Annotated in this window: 17 protein-coding genes; 9 read left to right on the top strand and 8 right to left on the bottom strand. The window is 70.0% G+C overall.

Annotated elements, in window-relative coordinates:
• Positions 1–377: 377 nt before the first annotated feature.
• Positions 378–1,538: an alkane 1-monooxygenase gene (locus BKA14_RS17795; protein ID WP_184952052.1), complete on the bottom strand. Its 1,161-nt coding sequence runs from the start codon at positions 1,536–1,538 to the stop codon at positions 378–380.
• A 99-nt stretch (positions 1,539–1,637) separates the two neighbouring features.
• A complete protein-coding gene (locus BKA14_RS17790) occupies positions 1,638–2,171 on the bottom strand; it encodes a TetR/AcrR family transcriptional regulator (protein WP_239093096.1) in 534 nt (177 codons plus the stop codon).
• Positions 2,172–2,454: 283 nt separating this feature from the next.
• On the opposite strand from BKA14_RS17790, the gene BKA14_RS17785 reads away from it, so the two are divergent.
• The 7 genes from BKA14_RS17785 (at position 2,455) to BKA14_RS17755 (ending at position 9,722) form a co-directional block, all read left to right on the top strand.
• Entirely contained in the window at positions 2,455–3,096 is a 642-nt protein-coding gene (locus tag BKA14_RS17785; protein WP_184952050.1) for a fasciclin domain-containing protein, read from the top strand.
• 233 nt (positions 3,097–3,329) lie between these two features.
• Positions 3,330–4,832 carry an MFS transporter gene (locus BKA14_RS17780; RefSeq protein ID WP_203722921.1) on the top strand — a complete coding sequence of 501 codons (1,503 nt, stop codon included), beginning with the start codon at positions 3,330–3,332 and terminating at the stop codon, positions 4,830–4,832.
• 73 nt (positions 4,833–4,905) lie between these two features.
• On the top strand, positions 4,906–5,436 hold the full coding sequence (locus BKA14_RS17775; protein ID WP_184952049.1) for a TetR/AcrR family transcriptional regulator: 531 nt from the start codon (positions 4,906–4,908) through the stop codon (positions 5,434–5,436).
• A complete protein-coding gene (locus tag BKA14_RS17770; protein WP_184952048.1) occupies positions 5,433–6,098 on the top strand; it encodes a GAP family protein in 666 nt (221 codons plus the stop codon). The genes BKA14_RS17775 and BKA14_RS17770 overlap by 4 nt, the downstream gene beginning before the upstream one ends.
• 53 nt (positions 6,099–6,151) lie before the next feature.
• Positions 6,152–6,655 carry a YdeI/OmpD-associated family protein gene (locus BKA14_RS17765; protein ID WP_184952047.1) on the top strand — a complete coding sequence of 168 codons (504 nt, stop codon included), beginning with the start codon at positions 6,152–6,154 and terminating at the stop codon, positions 6,653–6,655.
• 199 nt (positions 6,656–6,854) lie between these two features.
• Positions 6,855–9,017: an MMPL family transporter gene (locus BKA14_RS17760; RefSeq protein ID WP_184952046.1), complete on the top strand. Its 2,163-nt coding sequence runs from the start codon at positions 6,855–6,857 to the stop codon at positions 9,015–9,017.
• 78 nt (positions 9,018–9,095) lie between these two features.
• The gene (locus BKA14_RS17755) at positions 9,096–9,722 is read left to right on the top strand and encodes a TetR/AcrR family transcriptional regulator (protein ID WP_184952045.1); all 627 of its coding nucleotides are present in this window, start codon (positions 9,096–9,098) and stop codon (positions 9,720–9,722) included.
• A 48-nt stretch (positions 9,723–9,770) separates the two neighbouring features.
• Here the strand turns inward: BKA14_RS17755 and BKA14_RS17750 are convergent, their stop codons facing one another.
• The 3 genes from BKA14_RS17750 to BKA14_RS17745 all read right to left on the bottom strand — a co-directional run bounded on the left by BKA14_RS17750 (position 9,771) and on the right by BKA14_RS17745 (position 11,230).
• Positions 9,771–10,706 carry a PP2C family protein-serine/threonine phosphatase gene (locus tag BKA14_RS17750; protein ID WP_239093650.1) on the bottom strand — a complete coding sequence of 312 codons (936 nt, stop codon included), beginning with the start codon at positions 10,704–10,706 and terminating at the stop codon, positions 9,771–9,773.
• 69 nt (positions 10,707–10,775) lie between these two features.
• On the bottom strand, positions 10,776–11,000 hold the full coding sequence (locus BKA14_RS44085) for a hypothetical protein (protein ID WP_239093647.1): 225 nt from the start codon (positions 10,998–11,000) through the stop codon (positions 10,776–10,778).
• On the bottom strand, positions 11,000–11,230 hold the full coding sequence (locus tag BKA14_RS17745; protein ID WP_184957299.1) for a hypothetical protein: 231 nt from the start codon (positions 11,228–11,230) through the stop codon (positions 11,000–11,002). The genes BKA14_RS44085 and BKA14_RS17745 overlap by 1 nt, the downstream gene beginning before the upstream one ends.
• Here BKA14_RS17745 and BKA14_RS17740 point away from each other — a divergent pair.
• Positions 11,229–12,038 (top strand): SigB/SigF/SigG family RNA polymerase sigma factor, encoded by an 810-nt coding sequence (locus BKA14_RS17740; protein WP_184956804.1) that lies wholly within the window; start codon positions 11,229–11,231, stop codon positions 12,036–12,038. The two genes, BKA14_RS17745 and BKA14_RS17740, sit on opposite strands and share 2 nt — an antisense overlap.
• Before the next feature lie 26 nt (positions 12,039–12,064).
• On the opposite strand, the gene BKA14_RS17735 is transcribed toward BKA14_RS17740, so the two are convergent.
• Positions 12,065–13,294 (bottom strand): PP2C family protein-serine/threonine phosphatase, encoded by a 1,230-nt coding sequence (locus BKA14_RS17735; RefSeq protein WP_203722903.1) that lies wholly within the window; start codon positions 13,292–13,294, stop codon positions 12,065–12,067.
• Positions 13,295–13,691: 397 nt separating this feature from the next.
• On the opposite strand from BKA14_RS17735, the gene BKA14_RS17730 reads away from it, so the two are divergent.
• Entirely contained in the window at positions 13,692–14,687 is a 996-nt protein-coding gene (locus tag BKA14_RS17730) for a sensor histidine kinase (RefSeq protein WP_184952044.1), read from the top strand.
• A 26-nt stretch (positions 14,688–14,713) separates the two neighbouring features.
• On the opposite strand, the gene BKA14_RS17725 is transcribed toward BKA14_RS17730, so the two are convergent.
• The gene (locus BKA14_RS17725) at positions 14,714–15,007 is read right to left on the bottom strand and encodes a chemotaxis protein CheB (protein ID WP_184952043.1); all 294 of its coding nucleotides are present in this window, start codon (positions 15,005–15,007) and stop codon (positions 14,714–14,716) included.
• A gap of 222 nt (positions 15,008–15,229) precedes the next feature.
• Entirely contained in the window at positions 15,230–16,249 is a 1,020-nt protein-coding gene (locus BKA14_RS17720; protein ID WP_239093645.1) for a chemotaxis protein CheB, read from the bottom strand.
• Between the last annotated feature and the right edge of the window lie 320 nt (positions 16,250–16,569).

Genomic DNA, 16,569 nt, shown 5'->3' with positions numbered 1-16,569 from the left:
GCGTGCCTCTACGACCTGGCCTCACCTTGACATGCAACCGATGTGTGTAAAGATGATTGACGGCTAGGCGCTCTGTGTAAAGCGAGTAATCGCTGACGACGAGAGCGTTGCGGCTGTCCTGACAGATCACCCGCCCCCCGATCTGTCAGGGAGATGCTCGGACGTGTCAGCCGGGCAGGCGGTCGGCGCGGTTCCTCAGTTGCCGCCACGGTGCTCCGCGCCGACCGCCCCTTGCGTTGCGGGCGGTGGATCGAAGCGGCCCAGGATCTCGGCTGCGAGTGCCGGATCCTCGGCGTGCCGGCGGTCCGTACCGCATGGCCGACGCCGGCTCGTTCACCACCGTGCGCACGGGCGGCCTACGCCAGCTCGCCGCCGGATCACCGACTGTCGCCGTGAAGGTTGTAGCGGGGATGCGCCGGTCGCGGTCGATAGCCGGGCACGGCGTTGGCCGATGACACGTCGCCTCGATAGTGGGCGATGACCCGTTCGTCCATGATCCGGTGCCACACCGGCGGAATCAGTGCGGCCAGCAGCATGGTTGCGTAGCCGGCCGGCAACTGTGGCGAGACGTCGAAGCTGCGCAGGGTCTGATAACGGCGCAAGGGATTGGCGTGGTGGTCACTGTGACGCTGAAGCTGGAACAGGAAGACATTGGTCGTGAGACGGTCGCTGTTCCAGCTGTGGCGTGGGTCGACCTTCTCGTAGCGGCCCGCCGCGTTGTGTTGCCGCAACAGCCCGTAGTGCTCGAGATAGTTGACGGCTTCCAGTATCGATATCCCGACGAGCGCCTGCGCCACGAGGAAGGGCAGAACGCCGGGACCCATGACGGCTGTGAGGGTGCCGTAGAGCACCACGGTCATGGCCCACGCGTTGAGGACATCGTTGCGCCAGGTCCACCGGCTGCGCCCGCGCAGGCGGTGTTTCGAGGACTCCAGATGCCACGCCGAGCGCAGGCTGCCCACCACGGTCCGCGGCCAGAACCGCCAATAACTTTCGCCCAGACGGGAACTCGCGGGGTCTTGCGGGGTGGCCACCCGGACATGGTGACCACGGTTGTGCTCGACGAAGAAGTGCCCGTAACCCGCCGGTGCCAAGGCGATCTTGGACAGCCACCGCTCGGCCTTCTCCCTCTTGTGGCCCAGCTCGTGCGCGGTGTTGATGGCGATGCCATTGACCAATCCCGCGGTCAGCACCAGGCCCGCGCCCCCGGTCAGTCCCGGGTTCCGCAGCCACGCCAGGCAGGTGAGCACGAGGGCGGCGAACTGCGCCGGCAGAAAGAGGTAGGTGATCCAGCGGTAGTACGGCGAGGACTGGAGGGCCGGCACGACCTCTTCCGGCGGGTTGGCGTGATCATCGCCCACCAGCAGATCGATCACGGGAATGACGCCGAGGACGACCACCGGTGTCAGCCACCACCCCCACGACGCGCCGCTGACTGTGACCAGCAGCAGAGACGCGAACGGCAAGCCGGGTACCACCAATGCCAGCGGCCAGAGCGGGCGTTTGGTGTCGCGCCAGGCGGCAGCAACGCTGTCCATGCTCTGAATGCTTTACACGCAATGCCGCCGTGTCAACTCTTTTGCCAAGATCGTGCGCCGGTACGGGCGGGCGGACGACGACCGGCCGGAGGGTGCCGTCTATCCCAGCAAACGCATGAACACGCCGGACAAGGCCTCAGCCGAGGCTGCTGACGACTCACCCGGCATGACGATGTGGCTGATGACAAGGCGAATGATCACGTCGGCGGCCGCTGCCGCCGCGCCGTCGTCCAGTTCCGGCCGCTGGACACGTACCCATCCGGCAACAACCTCGCCGGCGGCGTGCAGCACGATGTTCGATCGGGTGGTCAGATAAGGCATCAGCTCGCCACCGCCACGATCACCGGTGAGGATGGCGCGCACCAGAGGGTTGGCGGCTGCTTCGGTCAGCACGCGCTGGATGGTGGCGTGGACCGCGGCGTGCACGTCGTCACCGTGAGCGGACAACTCCCGGCCGACCATCTCCGCGAAGCGTTGCACCTCGGCGAGGGCCAACTGCTCGGCCAGCCCGGCCCGGTCGCCGAACTCGTTGTACACCGTCTGGCGGCTGACCCCGACCGCGGCGGCGACATCCGCCATGCGAACGCCGTCCCAGCCGTGAGCGGCGGTCAGATCGCGTGCGGCGGCGACCACCGATTCGCGAAGTCTGGTGCGGTTGATGTCGCGTACGGAGGCCTTGGTCGTCATGGTCAGTGCAGCCTAACCGCCCCGGCGCCGGCCCAGGCCACCGTGGTTGCTCGAACGCGGAAACCGAGTCCGCCGGGAGGAACGCACACGCCGGTCGGGCCGAGCCCCCCTCCGCAACGCGTAGTACCGGAAATTCTCCGATCCGGTGCATCCATCCGGGACACCCGGTGCGAAGTACGGGGTGGCGGCACCGGTGCCGCCGTCCCGTATCCGGAAAGGACGCCTGAAGATGAGGTTCACCCGAGCCGCCGCCGTCGCAACCGCCGCGATCGTCGCCTCCGCCCTCACCGCCGCACCGGCCTCCGCGCACGGCAAGACCAAACCGCTGGGCACCAAGTCCCTCGCGGCCGTGCTGACCGCGGACAAGAGCGGCTTCGACCGCAACGGCCACGACTACGACATCCTCACCGCCGCCGTGCAGGCCGTCCTCAAGGCCAAGCCGGCCAGCCCGGTCAAGGTGCTGGCCGACGGCAAGACCCCGGTCACCGCCTTCATCCCCAACGACCTGGCCTTCCGCCGCCTCGTGGCCGACATCCAGCACACCAAGCGGCTGCCCGGCGAGAAGGCCGCCTTCACCGCCGTGGCCGGCCTGGGCATCAACACCGTCGAGTCGGTGCTGCTCTACCACGTCGTCCCCGGCGCCACGATCACCCGCAAGGCCGCGCTCAAGTCGGACGGCGCCAAGCTCAAGACCGCGACCGGCGCCACGATCAAGGTGGACGTCTACGGCCGCTGGCACAAGCGGATCGCGCTGATCGACGCCGACCGCAGCGACCGCAACCCGCGGATCAACCGCTTCGACATCAACAAGGGCAACAAGCAGATCGCCCACGGCATCGACCGGGTCCTGCGCCCGATCGACCTGCCCTGACCTTGCTCGCACCGAGGGGGCGCGGACGGCATGGTCCGCGCCTCCTCACCATGCGTTCCCCGAAGGGTGCGCCACGTCCTGCCGTCACCGGAGATCATCCTGACGCGAGGATGCGAGTCGCGTCTCACTCCCAGCTCAAGGCCTATGCGGAGCAGCGGATCTCAGTAGGGTCCGAGGTGCGGTTCGCGCGGGAAGGCATCCCGCACGGCTCCGCGTACCGAAGGGATCACATGATGGCCGCCGAAACGTCAGGGGTACGCCCCGATCACGTACCTCAGCTGCACCCCCGTCGCTGGGCCGCACTCGGCGTGATCGCCATCTCCCAGCTCATGGTGGTGCTCGACGCCACCATCGTGAACATCGCCCTGCCCAGCGCCCGGGCCGACCTGGGCATCACGGTGGCCGACCAGCAGTGGGTCGTCACGGCTTACACGCTGGCGTTCGGTGGGCTGCTGCTGCTCGGCGGCCGCATCGCCGACTACTGGGGCCGCAAGCGGACCTTCATGGTCGGCGCCGTCGGCTTCGCGGCCGCGTCCGCGGTGGGCGGCCTCGCCACCACGGGGCCGCTGCTCTTCGGCGCCCGAGCCTTGCAGGGTGTCTTCGGTGCGCTGCTGGCTCCGGCTTCCCTGGCGCTGCTCACCGTGCTCTTCACCGAGGCTCGGGAGCGGGCCAAGGCCTTCGCGGTGTACGGCGCCATCGCCGGCGGTGGTTCGGCGGTCGGCCTGCTGCTGGGTGGCGTGCTGACCGAGTACGCGAGCTGGCGCTGGTGCCTGCTGGTCAACATCCCGATCGCTCTGCTCGCCCTGATCCTGGCCATCCCGCTGGTGCCCGAGAGCAAGGCCGACGGCGACACCTCCTACGACATCCCCGGCGCGGTTGTCGTCACGCTGGGCCTGGCCTCGCTGGTCTACGGCTTCACCGAGGCGGCCAAGCCGGAGAAGGGCTGGAACTCCGGCACCACCTGGGCCTTCATCGGCGCGGGCCTGGCCCTGCTGGTCATCTTCGTGCTGATCGAGCGGTCCAGCCGCAACCCCCTGCTCCCGCTGCGGATCGTGCTCGACCGCAACCGCGGCGGGGCCTACCTGACCTCGATGCTGGTGGGTGCGGGCCTGTTCGGGGCGTTCCTGTTCCTCACGCTCTTCCTGCAGAACGTGCTCGGCTACACCCCGTTGAAGGCCGGCTTCGCCTCGCTGCCGACCACGGTGGGCGTGCTGATCTCGGCGGCCGTGGCCTCCAGCCTGCTTCCCCGGATCGGTCCCAAGATCCCGATGCTGGTCGGGCCGGTGCTCGCCGCGGCCGGCATGATCTCGCTGCGCTTCATCGATCTGGACACGTCCTTCTGGGCTCATCTGATGCCCGCGCAGCTCCTGCTGGGTCTGGGTCTGGGCTTCACCTTCGTGCCGCTGTCCAGCCTGGCGCTGGTGGGCGTGCCCGCCCACGACGCAGGCGCGGCCAGCGCCACGCTGAACGCTACCCAGCAGGTCGGCGGCTCCCTGGGCACGGCCCTGTTGAACACGATCGCGACCAGCGCCATCACGGCGTACATCGCGAGTCACCTCACCGCCAACCAGCCGCCGTCGCCGCAGGTGCAGCTGGAGGCGCAGGTCGACGGCTATGCCGACGCGTTCACCTGGGCCGCGGGACTGATCCTGCTGGCCGGCGTCATCACCGCGGTCCTCATCAAGGTCAGCAAGGATGATCTGCCGAGCGGGGAGACCGCCGTCCACGTCGGCTGAGCGAGATCGGCCCAGCTCACGCCGGGTCGGGTGCACCAGCTCTACTGTACCGTCCGGACGGTACAGTAGGAGTATGGGAACGGCACGGGAGCGCATTCTGGATGCCGCTGAGGAGCTGATCACCGCGGGTCAGGTGCCGCCGCCATTGGACGCGGTGGCTGCGGCGGCGGGTGTGAGCAAGGGCGGGCTGCTCTATCACTTCGACAAACAGACGCTGTTGCAGGCGCTGGTGACGCGGGCGGTGCACCGGTTCGACGAACGGTTGACGGCGGCTGCGGCGCAGGGGCTGATGGCCGTGGCCTGGTTGCGGTTGTCGGTCCCCACGCCGGGGGAGCGCACAATGTACCGGGCGATCATGTCGATGATGCGGTTGACCGCCACGGGTGAGTTGGACCTGCCGGGCGAGGTGGGCGCCGCCGAACGGCGTTGGCAGCAGATGCTGACGGCCGAGCTGGGTGACCCGGTCCGGGCCCGGCTGGTGCGGCTGGTCGGCGACGGGTTGTTCCTGGCCGCGCTGACCGGCCCGCCTCCGACGTCAGCCGAGGTGGAGGAGCTGCTTGACCACCTCGGCCTGAGCGTGACCACGGGCGAGGCCGGTTCGTGACTGCCGGGCTGCTGGCCGGGGTCGTCGGCCTGGCCCTGCTCGACGCGCTGAACCCCGCGACGATCGCCGGGGTGGCCTTGCTGCTGCTGGCCCCCATGGCACACCCGGTCCGGGCGGCGGCCGGGTTCGTTTCCGGCGCCTACCTGACGGTGCTCGCGCTCGGCGCCGCGGTGTACGCCGGCGCTGATGTCGCGGCCGGCGCCGTCGGCAACGGTCTGGTCTGGGTGCGCCGCATCGCGTTCACGGTGGCGGCGGTGGGGCTGGCCGTGGCCGGGCTGCGCCGGTTGCGGGCCAGGATCCGCCCGGCGGTCACCGTGCCGGGCTGGGTCAACCCGGGCAGCGCCGCGCTGCTCGGGGTGGTCATGACCGGAGCGGATCTGCCCAACGCGTTCCCTTACTTCATCGCCATCGAACGCATCGTCAACGCCGGCGCCGGCGCCCTCCGCTCGTTGCTGATCATCGCCGGTTACGCAGTGGTCTACTGCCTGCCCTGCGTGCTGTTGCTCATCGCCGGCGCCGCCCGCGGCGACCGGGTGCGCCGGCGTCTCGGCCGCCTCTACGACAGGCTCGGAGCGGAGAAGAAGCAGCCGCGCAGCGTGCCCATCGCGGCCGGGTATCTCATCGCTGCCGCGGGCGTATTCGTCATAGCTGTGCTGGCGTGATGCGAGCCCCCCGCCGGGCTCGGCCCGCGGGGAACCGGAAGGCAGGTGGAGCAGTGGACGAGCGGGAAACCCCGCCGACCGGCGGCGGGGGCGGGTGGATCGAGTTCGACGGGCCGCTCGAGGTGCTTGCGTGGGGTCGTAACACGTACACCGTCGTGTACCTCGACGGCTCGCTGCGGGACGCTGTCGTCGCGGCGGCCACCCGGCGTGTGGAGGGGTGGTTCGACGCGGTCGCGGTCAATCTCGGGGTCAACAAAGCCGACGTCGCGCCGAACCCGTTCCTGTACGTCGGGGCCGCGCTGCAGCGCCGACTGGACGCCCGGGCGGGCGACGTGGTGACGTGCCGGCTGCGACCGGCCGACCCCGATCATGTGCCGGTGCCCGACGACGTCCAAGCCGCCCTCGACGCTTCGGGCGGCACCGCCGCCTTCGCGCGCCGCCGTCCCGCCGAACGCCGGCGGCTCCTGCAGCCGATCGAGAACGCCACCCAGGAGGCGACACGGCGACGCCGCATCGAAGCGCTGATCACGACGTTGGCGCCGGACAATCGCGGCTGAGCAGGGTCGACGAGTCGCGGGCTCTCCGGGCAGGCGAATTCAAGCAACTGCTTGACGGATGTCCCGGCGTCCCGTTCAATCAACTGAGTTAATCAGTTGATTGAGTCGGCGAGGCGGCTGCGGCCATGGTGCGCACATCGTTGCGCACCATGTCAGCCAACGCCTGATCCTTGCCCCGTCAGTGCGGAACGGAGCTCGGATGAAGTGGTTGTCCCGATGGGGTGAGGGAGCCGCGCGCCATCCCGTCCGCATCATCGTCGGTTTCGTCCTGTTGCTCGTCGTTCTGGGCGGGGCGGCCGGTGGAGCCGGGGCCGCTTTCAGCAACGGCATCAGCCTGCCCGGGACCGACTCGCAGAAGGCCGCGGACCTGGTGTCCGAGCGCTTCCCGGCTCAGGCCGGCGACACCGCCACGCTCGTGTTCGCCTCGGACGCCGCGAACGCCCTCCAGCAGCCCGGCGCTCAGGTGAGCGCCGTCGAACAGGTGCTGGCGCGAGTGCGCACCCAGCCCGAGGTCGCCGCCGTGGCCCCGTTGCAGGTCTCGGCCGACGGTCGCATCGCCTACACCACCGTGCAATACACCAAGGTCGCAGCCGACCTCGAACCGTCGAGCCTGAAGAGATTGGAGGAGGCGCAGACCGTGGCCGCTCGTGCCGGCTTGGAGACCTCCTTGCGCGGACCGGTCGTCAACCAGTTGCGGGAACGCGCCGCCCCCGTCGGTGAAGTCATCGGCTTGCTGGCCGCGCTGGTCCTGGTCACCTTGCTCTTCCGGTCGTTCTGGGCGACCGTCGTCACGCTGGCCGCTGCCCTGGTCGCCCTCATGGTCGGCGTGGTGGCCCTGACCGTCGTCGCGGGCTTCGTCGATGTGCCCAGCGTCGCCCCGACCATCGCGGTGATGCTGGGTCTGGGTGCTGGGGTGGACTACGCGTTGTTCGTGGTGGCCCGCTTCCGTGACCGTTTGCGAGCCGGCGACGACCCCGTCCGTGCCGCCGCGAACGCCACCGGCACCGTCGGCGTATCCGTGCTCACTGCCGGGGCCATCGTGGTCATCAGCATCTGCGGTCTCTACGTCACCGGCATCCCGGTCATCGGCCGGATGGGCATGGCGGCCGCGCTGGTCGTAGCGGTGGCCGCGATGACAGCCGTGGTTCTGGTCCCGGCGCTTCTGCGCCTCGCGGGCCGGCGGGTCCTGCCACGTGCCGAGCGGTCGGTTCCGCTGGCCGGCGCCGGCACCGTCCCGGTGGCGTCCCCCGCAGCGGCCGACGCGGCACACCATTCGTGGGCTGCCCGGTTGGCCGTGCTGGTCGCCCGGCGTCCCTGGACCTGGGCCACCGCGGTGATCGTCGCCCTGCTGGCCCTCGCCTCGCCCACGCTGAACCTGCAGCTGGGTCAGCCGGACGACGGCACGCGCCCGGCCGGGGACACCATGCGCACCGCCTACGACCGGCTGGCCGAGGGCTTCGGCCCTGGCTTCAACGGGCCGCTCCTGGTCGTGGCCGACCTGCGCGGCAGCGCCGACCGCCAAGGCGCCGTCAGGAAGCTCAGTGACGCCATCACGCGCAACCCCGACGTGGCCGCTGTCGGCCCGGCGCAAGCCAACGCGACCGGAGACACGGCCGTGCTGACGGTCATTCCCAGGAGCGCCCCTCAGGCGCGGGCCACCTCTGACCTGGTCGGCGCTCTGAACGAGGAGATCGCGCCGGACGCCCTGGCCGGCACCGGTGCCCGTGCATACGTCGGTGGTGCCACCGCCACCTTCGACGATCTTGCCGCCCGGGTCGCCGAACGGCTTCCGCTCCTGCTCACGGTGGTCATCGGCCTGTCGCTCATCCTGCTCGGCGTCGTGTTCCGCTCGGTGCTGCTGCCCGTGGTCAGCGCCGTGCTGAACCTGCTGTCGATCGGCGCGGCGTACGGGGTCGTCACTCTGGCCTTCCAGACGTCCTGGGGCACCGCGCTGCTGGGCGTCTCGCAGCAGCCGATCGTCTCGTTCGTGCCGATGCTGATGTTCGCGATCCTCTTCGGCCTCAGCATGGACTACAACGTCTTCCTGCTGTCCGCGGTACGCGACGAGCGGCGGCCCGGCGTCGCCGCGGGCACGGCGGTCGTCCGCGCCGTGGGTCGCACGGCTGGGCTCATCGGGACTGCCGGAGCCATCATGACGCTCGTGTTCGTCGGGTTCGTAGCCGATGGCGAGACCGAGGTCAAGATGATCGGCCTCGGACTGGCCACGGCGGTGCTGATCGACGTCACCCTGGTACGTCTCGTGCTCGCCCCCGCCATCCTCGAGGTGCTCGGCGAGCGCGCCTGGTGGGTGCCCCGCTGGCTGGACCGCCGGTTGCCCCATGTGGCGCCGGTGGGGCACTGAGCAGGGGTGCGGAGCCGCCCGGGCCGGCCGGAACCTTGCCCGGAGGGGGAGCGGAGGTGCCGATGATTGAATGTCATCATGCGGGACACTCCTAGCCGTCTGCGCGACGCGGCCGAGCGTCTGCTCGCCGACCGCCCTGCCGCCCGCATCTCCCTGCGCGACATCACCGAGGCGGCCGGGGCCAACGTCGCATCCGTGGGGTACCACTTCGGATCCAAGGACGCTCTGCTCGACGAAGTCATGCGCGGCGCTCTGACCGAGGTGTTCGAGCACCGGCGGGCCCGGTTGGCTCAGCTGCCCGATGACGCGGATCTCGCCGACATCGTCCGCGCCTGGGTGCTGCCGAGCTTCCCCACCGGCGAAGGCGGCCCCCGCGAGCACGACCGTCGCCGGCACCAGGTCCTGCAGCACGTGCTGGCGGCGCCCTCGCCGGCCACCACCGCCCTGTTGGAGGAGATGGCCGGACCGGTCCAGGAGCACCTGCTGAACCGCATCTCGCACTTCATCCCTGAGGTGTCCCCCGCCGAGCTGCGGCTGCGGCACGCCGCCGTGATCGCCGCGTTGGGCGCCCTGAACAACGGAAGCTTCACCGCTGTGCTCGCCGGCACCGATCCGGCCGCCATCCCCGAACAGCTCGTCACCTGGATCGTCGGCGGTCTCACCGCACCGCCGACGACATGCGACGACTTCCGCACGCAGGCCTGACGTCTGGTCTTTCCGGGTGCGTCGCCAGCCGGCTCGGATGGGGCCGGTTCAGCTGCGGAGCGGGTCGCCGGCGGGCGGGACGATCAGTTCGGTGTCGGAGTGTGGTGGTGCGGGGCTGCGCCATTCGGCGAGCAGGACGGTGGCGTCGTCCTGCAGGCGGTCGTCCTGGTAGCCGAGGATCGCGTGGACCAGCCGCCGGGTGGCCTCGGGGGCGGGCAGGTCGTCGGCCATGGCTTTGACGGCGAAGTCGATGAGCCGGTCGATCCCGAAGTGCTCGCCCTGCGGGTTGCGGGCCTCGATGATGCCGTCGGTGTAGAGCAGCAGCCGGTCGCCGGGTTCGAGGGCTTCCTCCACCACGACGGGCGGTCGCTTGTCGCCGAGAGTGACGGGCAGGGCGGTCGGGGTGGGCAGAACCTTGACGACCTTGCCGTCGCGCAGCACTATCCCGCTGGGGTGCCCGGCCGAGATGACCCGCAGCAGCCCGGTGCGCTGGTCGATCTCGGCGAGCACGGCGGTGATCATGCCGTAGCGGTCGTGGGCGCGGACGGCCTGGTCGATGTGGTGGTAGGTGTCGATGAGGTCGAGGCCGGAGCGGCGGGCGTTGCGGTAGGCGCCCAGGGCCAGCGAGGCGAGGATGACCGCGCGCATGCCGCCGGCCGAACCGTGCCCGGCGGCATCGAACAAGGCCAGGTGGGCGGTGTCACCGTTGACGGCGTAGTCGAAGGCGTCGCCGCCCACGTCGTGGCACGGCTCCAGGATGCCGCTGATGAGCAGATGGCCGGTGGAGAACGTCAGCGGGGGCAGCTGGGCGCGCAGGATTTCGGCGGCCAGCTGCATCGGCTGCAGCCGGCGGTTCCGTTCGATGGTGTCGCTGTAGTGGCCGCGCGTGACCACCAGTTCGGCCAGCAGGGAAGCGACCGCCGAGCAGTCCTCGACAGCGCCGTCGTCCAGGGGTGCCTCAGAGACGACTTCGAGGACTCCCATGCGTTCACTGCCGTTGAGCAACGGAAGCCACAGGTGTGCCGGTCCGTCGTCGGCGTAGCCGGTGCAGGGTTATGCCCGACCCGCCAGGGTGCCGTCGACGCCGATCGGCTCGCGGGCCGGTGCCGTGCCGGCCAGCAGTGGCAACAGCCGGCGCTGTTGGTGATCCACCAGGTAGATGATCATCGCGGTGGCGCCGACCGGGCCCGCGGCGCGCATCGCCATCTCCGGCAGGTCCTCCGGCCGGGCGTGATGCGACTGCCGCAACAGGTGCCGCAGCACCTCCACACCGCTCATCAATACTCCTCAGCTTCGGTTGGACCCGTCGATGGTGCCTTCCGGCGGTCCGCGACCGGGTCTGCTGGCGTGAACATCACAGCAGTCGGCGCCGGCGGCTCGCTCGGCATCCACCGTTCGGTGGCGTCGTCGAGCTGTTCGGATGAGTTTGAGCAGGTGATCAAGGTGGGCATAACGGTGGGACGCGCCTGGCTGTTGGGCGGCGCCTGGATCACGAGGAGTTTTTCCATGACGGTTGTCGACGCCAGCCCTGCCATCAGCACCGTTGATGCTGCCGAGGGGCCGTCGACGACCGACCGGGCCAGTGAGCTGATCGCCGCACTGGCGGCGCTGCCGGCCGGGCACCCGTCGCGGCCGGCGGTGCGGGAACGGACCATCGAGGCGTGGATGCCGATGGCCCGGCACCTCGCGAACCGTTACGCCGGGCGGGGCGAGCCGAGCGACGACCTGTTCCAGGTGGCTATGATCGGCTTGATCAAGTCGGTGGACCGGTTCGAGGCCGACCGCGGGGTGGAGTTCGCCGGGTTCGCCATCCCGACGATCGTGGGGGAGCTCAAGCGGCATTTCCGCGACCGCACCTGGTCGATCCGGGTGCCGCGCCGGCTGCAGGAACTGCGCTTGGCGATCACCGGCGCCAACACCACGCTGAGCCACACCCTGGGTCGTTCGCCGACGGTTGCTGACATCGCGGCCTACCTCGACGTCAGCGAGGAAGACGTTCTGGAAGGCCTCGAGGGCGCTCGCGCGTACAACGCGACCAGCCTGTCGACGCCGGTGAGCGCCGACGGCACCACGGAGCTGGGGGAGACCCTCGGCGGCGAGGACCGCGAGTACGAAATCGCCGAGACCCGGCTGGCCCTGGCCCCGGCGATGGCGGCGCTGGACGAGCGGGAGCAAAAAATCGTCAGTCTGCGGTTCTACGGAAACCTGACCCAGTCGCAGATCGCCGAGCAGGTCGGTGTCTCGCAGATGCACGTCTCGCGGCTGCTGACCAAGGCTCTGGCCAAGATGCGCGGCCACCTGGGCGCCACCGTTTGAGCCTGACCGGCGGCCATGGCCGCCGGTCAGGCGGTGGGCCAGCGCAGGTAGAGCACGGCGGTGTCGTCGCTGTGCCGCCCGGCGTCGACGCGTTGAATGTCAGCGAGCAGGGCGTCGACGTACTCGTCCGGGTCTGCGATGCCGGCCAGGTGGCCGGCGATCTCGATGAAGCGTTCCTCGCCGAGCCGGGTGCCGTCGTCGGCGAAGCTCTCGATGACGCCGTCGGTGAACAGCAGCAGGCCCGCTCCCGCCGGAACGGTGATCCGCGACTCCCGCCACCGGGCCCGCCCGGGTGCCATCCCCAAACCTGGACCGTAGGTGATCGGGGCGGGGTGGGCGCCCTCCGCGCTGATGATCAGCGGCGCGGGATGTCCGGCGCTGAGCAGGATCACCTCGTCGCGGCCGGGCGTGATGCCGACGGTGCACGCGGTGGCGAACATGCCGTCGTGGGGCCGTTCGGCGACCAGCACCTGTTCGAGCAGCCGCATCCGGTCGGCCTTGCGCAGACCGGCCAGGGTCAGGGTGCGCCAGCCGTAGCGGAGTCCGACGCCGAGCGCGGCTTCGTCGGGCCCGTTGCCGCAGACGTCACCGATGAGTGCGTGCAAGGTGCCGTCGGGGGTCTGCACGACGTCGTAGAAGTCGCCGCCGAGCAGTGATCGCTGCTGGCCGGGCAGGTAGCGGCTGGCGACGGTCACGGTGGGGTCGCTCAGCAGCGGTGTGGGGAGCAGGCCGCGCTGCAGCCGGGTGTTCTCGTCGGCTTGCAGCCGGCTGTCACTGAGCCGGCGTTCGGCGGTCTGGACGCGTTTGCGCTGCACCGCGTACCGGACGGTGCGGGCCAGCACCGCCTCGTCGACCTGATCTTTGACCAGGTAGTCCTGGGCGCCCGCGGCGACAGCGGCCGAGCCGGTCGCGGCGTCGTTCAGACCGGTCAAGACCACCACAGCGGCCTGCGGCCAGCGCAACAGCACCTGCCGTAGCGCGTCCAGGCCCTGGCCGTCAGGCAAATGCAGGTCCAGCAGGATGCACTCCGGCTCGCCGGCGAAGTCCTCAGCCTGCCGCAGGGTACCGACGTCATGCAGGCGGGCGTCGAGGTCGCTGTCGGCCAGGTATTCGCGTACCAGGACGGCGTCGCCGAGGTCGTCCTCGACCAGCAGGATCACCACCCCGGCGACCGACGCGTCAGCCTCGGAAACGCCCTGCGGCAAGCCACCGGTAACCGGCGCTGACGTGACGACACCACGCCCGTCAGCGGTCACGATCCCTACCCCTTCGTCAGCCGGTTGCCGAGGTCAGTATGACGGAGCGGAACCGCCGGCCTCGACATGGCGGGGCGTTCGGTACGGCCTGCCGGACGATACGAAAGGGCAACCTGCGGTTGGTGACCCGCGGTCGGGGTACTGGTGGTGAAGCACTTCGCCCCTTTCGACAGCCTTGATGGAGATCTTGTGCCCGTCAGCGAGCCGGCGTTCCTGGCCGAACCGTCCGGCCGCCCGGCGGGCAGGCCGACGGTTACGGGTAGCGCACTTCTCGTATGGTTCAACGATGTGCACGGCGACGCCGGATCGCCGCGCACCCGTGCGAAGGACTGCAGGACATGACGTGCACGATCATCGGTGAGGCAACGGTGACAGCCGGGCCGCCTGCGAAACGATCATGACGTCGGCACAGCAACGAAGCGACGGCACGGCCCATTCCGCACTCATTGTCGGCTCCGACGACGAGCTGTCCACCGTGCTGATACCGGAGCTGCGCCGCTCAGCCGGCCGCTACGACGAAATCCTGCTCGTGGTCGGCCAAGACACCCGCATGGCGCTGGCCGAGCACATCGGCGATGGCGGTGGTGCGCTGCGGTGGGGCGACCCGTCGGGTTTCTACCAGCGGCTCGGCATGGCCTATGAAGGCTTCCGCCGCTACCTGGCCCAGCAGCACGCCGCCGGTCGCCGGGTGCACGTGATCGCCGAGCCCGACCTGGGCGGGAGCAGCGGCTCGCACACGACCCGCTCGATCGCCTACCTGGCATACGAGGCGGTCTGCAACGACACCTACGCCCCTTATGACGCGACGGTCACCTGTATCTGGCATCGGCGGCATCATTCAGCAGATGTCCTCGACGGAGTCGGCGCCGCCCACCAGTACTTGCTGTCGCCCGCCGGCCGCGTGCCGTCCCCGGCCTACCTCGACCCTGAGCGCTACTTGGCCGAACGGCACGTTCTGCCGCTGCCGCCCGTACCGGACGATGTCGACCATGACATCACCGTGACCGAGGTCGCCGGCCTCAGCCGGCTACGTGCGATGCTGCACCCGTGGGCCGACCGGCACCACTTCGCCGACGAGCCCGCCGATGACCTGGTCGTAGCCGCCGTCGAAGTGGCCGCCAACGGCCTGCGTCACGGCGCCACCCCGGTCCGCGTGCGGGCCTGGCATCGCCACGACACCCTCATCGTCCAGTGCGACGACACCGCAGGCCGCCCGATCCCGGCCGCGGCCGGTTACCGCCGCCCCAGCCCGGCCGCCGCCACTCCGGGCGGTCGCGGGCTGTGGCTGGCCCGGCAACTCGCCGACGTCGTGATCACCGACTCCGAGCCGGGCCGCACCTCGGTGCGGCTGCATTTTCCGTACGAGATCATGCATCGGCCCCCGGCTGCATGACGCCTCCTTGAGCAGGCGGCTCAGGATCACGTCAGCTCGGTCGCCGGCTCCAGGACAGGGACGGTAGCCATGGCAAGCAGCAGTTCGGCCACTCCGCCGAGCGGGACGACATGGTCGGTGATGGAGTCACGGTTGATGGTGGCTTCGGGCATGGCCGGGGCGGTGGAGGTTTCGGTGCTGGTGGCGATGACGGTGCCGCCGAAGTGGTGGACGGCGGTGGCGCCGGTGGCGGCGTCGTTGCCTTGGCCGGAGAGCACGACGGCGATGACCCGTCGGCGGTCGAAGTGACGGTTCCGCCGGCTGGTCAAGTGGCCTTCCATGAGCAGAAATTGTAGAGACGCCTCAGCTGTGCCGGCGGCCACGGTGGACGCCATGGTCGCGGCCGCCATCGACACCGTTCCCGGAGCGCGGCATGCGAGCCTGACCGGCGTACGGGCTCGGCGCACAGTGGAAACTCGGGCCGGGCCGCACCTCGGTCCGGCTCCGTTTCCCGTACGAGGTCATGCACCGGACCCCGGCACAAGGAAGAGTGACGCCATACGTCACTGCGGGCGTTGCCCGGCCGAAGGCCGCCTGGTGAGGAGGCGCTTGTGGATCATCTCGGCGTCGTGGCGGACCCGGTCGGCCTCGTCACGATAGGACCGGCCGGCCTGTTGCCTCCCGGTGCTCTCGGCGCTCGCGGCGAGGGTCAGCAACATCGTGGCCTTCTCCTGCATGGCGCTGATCGCGGTCCACAACGCTGCCTCGATGCCGTCGTCACTGGCAGCGATGAATGTCTGCGGGGAGTAGGAATGGCCCACATGACAGGCATAGTGCACGGCTTGCCCGGTGCGGATCTCGTACATGCCGCCACCGCACTCGGGGCAACCCAGGCCGATCGGCCTGCCCGGCACGGCACCGTGCGTACAGCTTCCGGCGATCATGTCCGTCTCCCAGATCAAGCCGTCCTGCGGCGCTCCGATGTCGTCGACCGGCTGCCCGGCCATGTCACCGACCAGCCGGGCGAGTTCGGCTGCCGGCGCGGTGACCGCGGTCGGCACTGCCGTCAGCGCCGCGGTCGGCATGCCCGGGAACCGGGCGTCCTTCGGGTCCTGGACCAGTGCCACGCCGCCGTGCTGGGTGATGGCTGACAGGCCGGCCGCCCCGTCGTCCAGGGTTCCGGACAGTACGACACCGGTCACGCGCGGGCCGTACCATCGCGCTGCCGAGCGGAACAGTGTGTCCACTGCTGGTCGTACCCGGTTTTCCCGCGGCCCGGCCGTCAACCGCAGCACCCCCTCGGCGACGACAATCAGATGCCGATCGGGCACCGCCACATAGACGTGACCGGGAAGCGCGCGCTCACCGTCGGTCGCGGTGGTGATGGGCAACACGCAGTCCTTGTTCAGTGTCTGCGCGAGCGTGCTGGGGCTTTCCGGCCCCAGGTGAGTGACCACCAGTACGGCCGCGGGAAGGTCCCTCGGCAATCGCGCCAGCAGCTTGCGCAGTGCCGCGTGGGCACCGGCAGAACCACCTATGACCACGACATCGCGTCGCACCATGTGGCGCAGCACATCGGTCACGGACGGCCACTGGCTCGGGACGGCACCTCTGCCGGGCGGTTCGTGGCCGGTAACGCAGCGTACGAATGCGCTCTCAGCCGGTGGTTCGACGAGGCGAGCACGACTTCGGAGCGGCGCAGGCGGGTATCGGCGCTTCGCAGCACGGCGGCCACCCTCCGGCGCAGCTCTTTGGCCTGCTGGACGGGGCCGCTCGCGGGGGCCGGCGCCGATTGCCCGTCGCACTCAGGCACAGTCGTCTGCGAAGCCTGCTCACCGGCCGTGACCGAGGGCCGGGCTGGGCTTTCCTGCTCAGGCATGATCGCACCTCTGCAGCTGACAGT

It is taken from the genome of Paractinoplanes abujensis, from assembly GCF_014204895.1.
Lineage (GTDB): Bacteria > Actinomycetota > Actinomycetes > Mycobacteriales > Micromonosporaceae > Actinoplanes > Actinoplanes abujensis.
Note: the sequence above shows the minus strand (reverse complement) of the source record. Positions and strands in the feature narration are given on the sequence as shown.

Bases quoted from the DNA above. Each gene is read 5' to 3' on its own strand.
- BKA14_RS17795 (WP_184952052.1), bottom strand. From the start codon at position 1,538: ATGGACAGCGTTGCTGCCGCCTGGCGCGACACCAAACGCCCGCTCTGG.
- BKA14_RS17785 (WP_184952050.1), top strand. From the start codon at position 2,455: ATGAGGTTCACCCGAGCCGCCGCCGTCGCAACCGCCGCGATCGTCGCC.
- BKA14_RS17780 (WP_203722921.1), top strand. From the start codon at position 3,330: ATGGCCGCCGAAACGTCAGGGGTACGCCCCGATCACGTACCTCAGCTG.
- BKA14_RS17775 (WP_184952049.1), top strand. From the start codon at position 4,906: ATGGGAACGGCACGGGAGCGCATTCTGGATGCCGCTGAGGAGCTGATC.
- BKA14_RS17760 (WP_184952046.1), top strand. From the start codon at position 6,855: ATGAAGTGGTTGTCCCGATGGGGTGAGGGAGCCGCGCGCCATCCCGTC.
- BKA14_RS17755 (WP_184952045.1), top strand. From the start codon at position 9,096: ATGCGGGACACTCCTAGCCGTCTGCGCGACGCGGCCGAGCGTCTGCTC.
- BKA14_RS17750 (WP_239093650.1), bottom strand. From the start codon at position 10,706: ATGGGAGTCCTCGAAGTCGTCTCTGAGGCACCCCTGGACGACGGCGCT.
- BKA14_RS44085 (WP_239093647.1), bottom strand. From the start codon at position 11,000: ATGAGCGGTGTGGAGGTGCTGCGGCACCTGTTGCGGCAGTCGCATCAC.
- BKA14_RS17740 (WP_184956804.1), top strand. From the start codon at position 11,229: ATGACGGTTGTCGACGCCAGCCCTGCCATCAGCACCGTTGATGCTGCC.
- BKA14_RS17745 (WP_184957299.1), bottom strand. From the start codon at position 11,230: ATGGAAAAACTCCTCGTGATCCAGGCGCCGCCCAACAGCCAGGCGCGT.
- BKA14_RS17730 (WP_184952044.1), top strand. From the start codon at position 13,692: ATGACGTCGGCACAGCAACGAAGCGACGGCACGGCCCATTCCGCACTC.
- BKA14_RS17725 (WP_184952043.1), bottom strand. From the start codon at position 15,007: ATGGAAGGCCACTTGACCAGCCGGCGGAACCGTCACTTCGACCGCCGA.